This window comes from Streptomyces sp. NPDC001508, assembly GCF_040298665.1.
In the GTDB taxonomy this organism is placed as follows: domain Bacteria; phylum Actinomycetota; class Actinomycetes; order Streptomycetales; family Streptomycetaceae; genus Streptomyces.
The window spans coordinates 91,194-99,276 of record NZ_JBEPAP010000032.1; the positions used below are offsets into that span (position 1 = coordinate 91,194).

Sequence of the window (8,083 nt, forward strand, 5' to 3'; positions counted from 1 at the left end):
CGCTCCGCCGGGTGCCGCCGTTCGGCGGCGGCACCTTCGTGGTCGGTCGGGCCCGCGCGGCGCAGCCGCACGGTGTCTTGGCCCCGCGCCCCTTCTGGGTGCGCGGCCTGCCTGGGGCGTCGCCCTAGCGGGGGCGGCTGTCCCGGCCGAATGCCGCTTCGAGTTCCTCGATCTGGTGCTGGGCGAGGTCGAGCAGGGGGAAGTCGGACGGGGTGTGTCCGCCCGCTTCCGGTGAGGTGGTGTGGTCGGCCAGTCCGGTCAGCATCGCGAGCCAGGTCTCGCCCAGTCGCCCGGCCTCGGCCTCTCCCAGCAGCCGTCCGGCCCAGCTCAGTGTGATCTCCAGTTCGGGTCCGTCCGCGGTGTCCCGGACGACCGCGGCCGCCGCCACGGGGTGGGTCACGGGCAGGTTAGGGTCCACCGAGCCGCTGACCGCTCCGACCGGCTGCCAGGGCCCGGCGGGGCCCGTGCTGCGGCCGGTGGCGAACCGGCCCAGGTAGTTGAATCCGACCTGCGGTACGGGAGCGGCGGCCAGGACCGGGGCGGTGTCCGGGTTGAGGTGGCGCAGCAGCTGGTGACCGAGGCCGTCCCCGGGCACCGCCCGCACCTGCTCCTTGACCGCCTTGACCAAGCTACCCGCGGCCGGCCCGCCGGCCATAACGTCGTCCAACTGACCAGCGGACACCTCAAGACGGACGGGATACGAGCTGGTGAACCAGCCCACCGTCCGCGACAGGTCGGCCCCGCGCACCGGCTCACGGCCGTGCCCCTCGACCTCCACGAGGAGGCCGGACATGTCGTCCCCGTCCTGCCGCCAGTGCGTCACGGCGCCCGCAAGACCCGCGAGCAGCACCTCGTGGACCCCGCAGTGGAAGGCCGCCGGCACGCGCTCCACCAGCACGGCCGCCCGGTCAGCCGGAATGGTCCAGGAGCGGTGCAGGAGGGTGGGCGCGGTGTCCGTCGCAGGGTCGAGGGCACGACCGCCCAGGGGCGGCTCCGGCTCGCCCAACAGGGCTTTCCAGGCGTCGAGTTCGGCGATCCGCTCATCCGACCTGGCCTGTTCGGACAGCAGCTGCGACCAGCGCCGGAACGAGGTGCCCACCGGATCCAGAACCGGCTCATGCCCCTCCGCGACCGCCTCGCACGCCGCCCGCAGATCCGGCAGCAGCACCCGCCACGACACACCGTCCACCACCAAGTGGTGCGCCACCAGGATCAACCGGCCCACGTCGTCCGGGCCCGCGTCCACCCATACGACCTGCACGTTCACACCCGACGCCGGGTCCAGCCGGGTCACGGCCTCCCGGGCCAGCCGCTCCATGTCCGCCCCAGCCGCCTCAAGCCGGGTCACCAGCCGGGCGGCATCCACCGATCCCGGCTCGCCCACCACGAGTTCGGGTGCACCGGGCACCGCGCGCGCCCGCAACATGTCATGGGTGTCCAGGACCGCGGCCAGACCGGCCGTCAGCGTCTGAAGGCCGAGCCCGGCCGGCGCGCCCAGGACCGTCCATTGGGCGAATCCGGTACCGACGACCCGCTCCCCGAGGGCGTGCATCACCGGGGTCCAGGCCACCTCGCCGACGCCGATGTCGGGCACGTCGTCGGCGCTCCCGGCGGACCGCACCACCTCCGCGAGGCGTTCCGGAGTCTTCTCCTCGAACACCTGGCGCGGGGTCAGTGCCAGCCCGGCACCGCGGGCCCGGGAGGCCAGTTGCATCGACATGATGGAGTCGCCGCCCAGCGCGAAGAAACCGTCGTCGACCCCGACCCGCTCCAGGCCCAGCACCTCGGCGAACAGCTCACACAGCACCCGCTCGGTCTCCGTGCGCGGCTCGCGTGCCGAGACACGGGAGGCGAAGTCGGGGGCGGGCAGGGCCGCCCGGTCGACCTTGCCGTTGGGCGTCAGCGGCAGCCGGTCCAGGGGCACGAACGCGGTGGGCACCATGAACTCCGGCAGCAGGCCCGCCAGATGTGCCCGCAGCTCTTCTGTGTCGGGTGTTTCCTGCGGGCGGGGGACGACGTAGGCGACGAGGCGTTTCTCACCGGGCCGGTCCGTGCGGGCGACGACGACCGCCTGGGCGACGCGTGGATGGCCGGCCAGGGCCGTCTCGATCTCGCCGGGTTCGATCCGGTGACCGTGGATCTTCACCTGGTCGTCGGCCCGGCCGACGAAGACCAGTTCGCCGTCGCCGGTCCACCGCACCACGTCTGAGGTGCGGTACATGCGGTCCCCGCCGCCCTGCGGGCAGGCCACGAACCGCTGCGCCGACAGTCCCGCCCGGCCCAGGTAGCCCCGCGCGAGCCCGGTACCGGCCACATACAGCTCGCCCGGCACACCGACCGGCACGGGCAGCAGGAAGTCGTCCAGGACGTACACCCGGGTGCCGGTCATCGGGCGGCCGATGGGCACCTGGTCGCCACCCGGCGCCAGGGCGGCGCTCATCGCCGCGCAGACCGTCGTCTCGGTCGGCCCGTACGCGTTGACCATCCGCCGGTCGGCCGACCACCGCTCCACCAGCCCCACCGGGCAGGTCTCGCCCGCCACGACAAGCGTCTCCAGTGTGTCCGCAAGCGTCTCCTGTGTGCCGAGCACGCTCGGCGGCACGGTCACATGGGTGGCCCGCGCCAGCCGCACGGCCTCCTCCAGCGATGTCTGCGGCGGCAGCTCCCCCGGGCGCGGCACCACCAGAGTGCCGCCCGACAGCAGGGCCATGCACAGCTCGGACACGGCGGCGTCGAAGCCGAGGGACGCGAACTGCAGCACCCGCGAGCCCTCCCGTACGGCGAACCGCTCGATCTGCGCCCGCGCCAGGTTCCCCAGACCCGCGTGGCCGACGACGACACCCTTGGGGCGTCCCGTGGAGCCGGACGTGTAGATGACGTAGGCGGCATGACCGGCCCGTAGGGGCGCCCGCCGTTCCTCGTCGCCGACCGGTCCGCCGGGGTGTGCGGCCACCGCCGCGGCCACGTCCGGGGCGTCGAGCACCACCGTACGGGCCGCCGTGCCCTCGGGGACGGACCGCAGGGTCCGCTCCGTGCACAGCAGCAGGCCGGGGTCGCAGTCCCGCAGCACATGGGCGATCCGGTCCGCCGGATGGTCCGGGTCGACGGGCACGAACGCCCCGCCCGCCATCGACACCGCCAGCAGGGCCGTCACGGTGCGCGCCGAGCGTTCCGCCATGACCGCGACCCGGTGTTCAGGACCGACCCCCCGGTCGACGAGGTAGCGCGCGAGCCGCCCGGCGCGGGACGCCAACTCGGCGTAGGTCAGTGTCTGTTCGCCAAAGGCGAGGGCGATCGCGGCAGGCGTCCGCCGTGCCTGCCGCAGGAACAGCGCGGGCAGCGGCACGGGCTCCGCCGCGGCACCGGTCCGGTTCCACGCGTGCACGACCAGGTCGCGGCCGGCCGGGTCCACGGCCTCCACACGGCCCACGGGCAGCGCGGGGTCGGCCACCAACTGCTCCAGCACCCGTACTAGGGCGGCGATCACGGCGTCGGCCCGGGCCCGGTCGAAGAGGTCCGGCCGATGGACGAAGTCACCGCGCATGCGGTCCCCGGGCGACACGACGAAGGTCAGCGGGTAGTGGCCCATGTCGTCGGGGGCGCCGACGGGACGGACGGTGAGCGTGCCGGGGTCGGCGGCGCCGGCGGGCGGGTGCGGGTAGTTCTCGTACACCACCAGTGTGTCGAAGCCGGCGCCCGGTCCCGCGAGCCGTTGGATCTCGGCCAGGCCCAGGTGCTGGTGGCCCAGGAGCGCGGCCTGCCGTGCCTGAAGGGAGCCGAGCAGGTCCGCGACCGGCTGTGCCGGGTCCAGGGTCACCCGCACCGGCACCGTGTTGATGAACAGTCCGATCGCCGATTCCGCGCCCGGCAGGTCGGCGGGCCGGCCCGCCACGGTGGCGCCGAACACGACGTCGCCGCGGCCGGTCAGCCGCGCCAGCAGCAGCGCCCACGCCCCTTGCACCACCGTGTTCACGGTGATTCCCTGGGCGCGCGCCAACTCCGTGACGGCGCGGGACAGTTTTGCCGGGAAGGCGAACCGGATCCGGTCGGGCAGCACGGCCTCGGCCCCCGAGTCCGCCGGTGCCACCTGCGTGGCCTCGTCCAGGCCGGCGAGTTCCGCCCGCCAGGCGGCACGCGCGGCCTGCCTGTCCTGACGGTTCAGCCAGGCCAGGTACGCGCCGTAGGAGGCGGCGGCCGGCGCCTCGTCCTGGTGTCCGGCGCCCTGCGCACGGGCCCTGTAGGCCGCCGTCAGGTCAGAGATCAGGATGGGCAGGGACCAGCCGTCCATGACGAGGTGATGGCTGGTCAGCACCAGCCGGTGCCTGTGCTCGGCGAGCCGGACCAGCAGCACCCGCAGCAGCGGCGCCCGCGTGACGTCGATCCGCTCCGCCTGTTCCCCGGCGGCCAGCCGCCGCAGTTCGGTGCGCGCGTCCTGCTCCGTACGGTCGGACAGATCGGCCTCCCGCCACGGCAGTACCGCGTCCCGCACCACGAGCTGTACGGCCTCGCCGGAGGCGAGCCGGTGGAATCCGGCCCGCAGGACGGGGTGTCTGTGCAGCACCGCGTCCCAGGCCGCGCGCAGGATCGGCGCGTCCAGCGGCCCGTCCAGGTCGAGCATCCGCTGTCCCTGGTAGAGGTCGGGCCCGTCGTCGTCGAAGGTGGCGTGGAACAGCATGCCTTCCTGGAGCGGGGACAGCGGCCAGATGTCGGCCAAACCCGGAACGTCCGTGTGGAGTTGGTCGACGCTGTCCTGGGTCAGGGCGGGGGCCAGCGGGAAGTCGGAGGGCGTGGGTCCGCCCGCGTCCGGTGCGGCGCTGTGGTCGGCAAGACCGCCCAGCAGTGCCAGCCAGGCATCGCCCAGCCGGTCGACGTCGGCCTCGGTCAGCAGCCGCTCGGGCCGGCTCAGGGTGAGCGTCAGCTCCGGTCCCTCGGCGGTGTCCCGTACGACGGCCCCCGCCTCCAGCAGATGACCGGCGGGCGTCTCCGGGTCGACCGAGCCGCCGACGGCGAAGGCCCCGGCCGGTTGCCACGGGCCGACGACGTCCGTGGTGTGTGCCGCGCTCCCGAAGCGGCCCAGGTAGTTGAAGCCGATCTGGGCTGCCGGGGCGGCGGCCAGGACGGGGGCCGTCGCCGGGTTGAGGTGGCGCAGCAGTTCATAGCCGAGGCCGTCCCCGGGCACCGCCCGCATCTGCTCCTTGACCGCCTTCAGCAGCCGGCCGGCGGCCGGACCGCCCGCTCGGACCTCGTCCAGGTCGGCCCCGGCCACATCGAGCCGGACCGGATGGGAGCCGGTGAACCAGCCGACCGTGCGGGACAGGTCCGTGTCGTCCCCGAGCGGCTCGCGGCCATGCCCCTCGACGTCGACCAGGAGAGTGTGTGTGTCGCCGCTGCCTCGCCGCCACTTTGCGACGGCGCCGGCGAGGCCCGCGAGCAGTACCTCGTGCACCCCGCAGCGGAAGGCGTCCGGGGTACGGCCGACGAGCGTGGCCGCCCGCTCGGGCGGCAGCGTCCAGGTGCGGCGGCGGACCGTCCGGGCGGTGTCGCGGGCCGGGTCGAGCGGGCGGCCGGCCAGGCTCGGCCCCGACTCCCCCAACAGGGCCTGCCAGGCGCCGAGTTCGGCGACCCGCTCATCCGAACCGGCCTGCTCGGACAGCAGCTGCGACCAACGCCGGAACGAGGTGCCCACCGGATCGAGAACCGGCTCACGCCCCTCCCCGACCGCCTCGCACGCCGCCCGCAGATCCGGCAGCAGCACCCGCCACGACACACCGTCCACCACCAAGTGATGCACCACCACGACCAACAGACCCACCTCGTCCGGGCCCGCATCCACCCACACCACCCGCACATTCACACCCACCGACGGATCCAACCGACCGGCCGCCTCCTGGGCCAACTCATCCGGATCCGCCGCCCCCGCCGCCACCCGGGACACCAGCCCGGCGGCATCCACCGAACCCCGCTCCCCCACCACAAGCCCCGGCTCCACCCGAACCCGCAGCATGTCGTGGGTGTCCAGCACCGCGGCCAGACCGGCCGTCAGCACCTCAAGACCTAGCCCGGCCGGAGCACCCACCGTCATCCACTGCGCGAACCCGGGGCGTGTCGCGCTCTCGCCGAGCGCCCGCATCGCCGGGGTCCAGGGCACCTCGCCGGTTCCTGTGTCGTCCGGTCCGGCCTCCGGTACGAGCGGTGTCACCAGGTCCGCGAGCCGTTCCGGTGTCTTCCCCTCGAACACCTGGCGCGGGGTCAGCGCCAGCCCGGCCCTGCGGGCCCGCGAGGCGAGCTGCATCGAGCTGATCGAGTCGCCGCCCAGGCTGAAGAAACCGTCGTCCGGACCGACCCTGTCCAGGCCCAGCACCTCGGCGAACAGCTCACACAGCACCCGCTCGGTCTCGGTGCGCGGCTCGCGTGTGGAGACGAATGCGGCGAAGTCGGGGTCGGGCAGCGCTGCACGGTCCACCTTGCCGTTCGGCGTCAGCGGCAGCTCGTCCAGCACCACCACCGCCGCCGGCACCATGAACTCCGGCAACCGGCCCGCCAGATACGCCCGCAACTGCTCCGGATCCACCTCGTGCCGGGCATCGGCGACAACGTACCCGACCAGCCGCTCGCCCCGAAGGACCACCGTCGAACGGGCCACCGTCTCATGACCGGCCAGCGCCGCCTCCACCTCCCCCAGCTCGACACGGAACCCACGGACCTTGACCTGCGCGTCCGCACGCCCCGCGAACAGCAACTCCCCGTCCCTCGTCCACCGGGCCAGATCCCCCGTCCGGTACATGCGCTCACCGGCAGCCCAGGGGCAGGCCACAAAACGCTCCGCCGACTGCCCGGGGCGTCCGACATACCCACGGGCCACACCCGGGCCCGCCAGATACAACTCGCCGGTCATACCGGGCGGAACGGGCCGCAGGAAGTCGTCGAGCACATAGGTCCGGACGTGTGCGAGCGGACGCCCGATCGACGGCGCCGCATCCGCGGCCCCGATCCCCGCCGCCACCGGGCCGGCGGTGGCCATCACCGTCGCCTCGGTGGGCCCATACGTGTTCCACACCCGGGCCCGGCCCGCCCACCGACTCGCCAGACCCGCCGTCAGCAACTCCGCACCGAGCACCCACGTCCCCACACCGGGCACCTCGTCCGGATCCAGCACACTCAACAGCGACGGCACCACACTCGCCGTACTCACACCGGCCGTACGGATCATCTCGGAGAGGGATTCCGGTGAGGTGCGTTCGTCCTGGGTGGCGATGGCCAACGTGCCACCCGACGCAAGCGTCACCGCCACATCCAACACCGCCGCATCGAAGCTGAACGACGCGAACTGCAAAGCCGTCACGCCCTCTTCGACACCCAGGACCGGAGCCATCGCCCGCACCAGATTCGCCACACCACCATGAGCGACCGCCACACCCTTCGGCCGACCCGTCGAACCCGACGTATAAATCACATACGCCAACTGACCCGGCAGAACAGACACATCCAAGGGACCCGCAGACTGCTCACACACCGCCGGATCATCAGGAGAAACCCACGGCACCCCACCGAACCGCACACCCGAACCCACCACCACCCGCACCCCACTGTCCACCACCATGAACGACAACCGATCCACCGGATACTCCGGATCCAGCGGAACAAACGCCCCACCCGCCAGCCACACCGCCAACTCCGCCACCACCACATCCACCGAACGCGGCAGACACACACCAACCCGCACCTCACACCCCACACCAACACCCACCAGATACCGCGCCAGCCGATTCACCCGCACCCCCAACTCCCCATACGTCAGCACCACATCCCCACACCGCACCGCCACCGCACCCGGCGACACCACCACCCGCCGCACAAACAACTCCGGCACCAACACCCCCGGCGCCACGGCATCGGCAGGCGGGCGTTGCTCGCAGTCGCCCAGCAGGTCGATCGGGTGTGTCAACTTAACGGCTGATCTTGGTTGTTGAGGTGTCAGTTGTTGCTCGGGGTCAGGCGGCCCTCGAAGGCGATCTGGAACGCGTTCAGGGGTGCCTTCCAGCGCATGGTCCACCGCTTGCGGCCCTTCCCGGTCGGGTCCAGG

The 8,083-nt window shown here is 72.9% G+C and carries 1 protein-coding gene; it reads right to left on the reverse strand.

Translation table 11 applies throughout. The annotated features are described in order from the left end of the window. Positions 1-124 precede the first annotated feature (124 nt). On the reverse strand, positions 125-7,888 hold the full coding sequence (locus ABT245_RS26385) for a non-ribosomal peptide synthetase (protein ID WP_351737643.1): 7,764 nt from the start codon (positions 7,886-7,888) through the stop codon (positions 125-127). Positions 7,889-8,083: the final 195 nt, after the last annotated feature.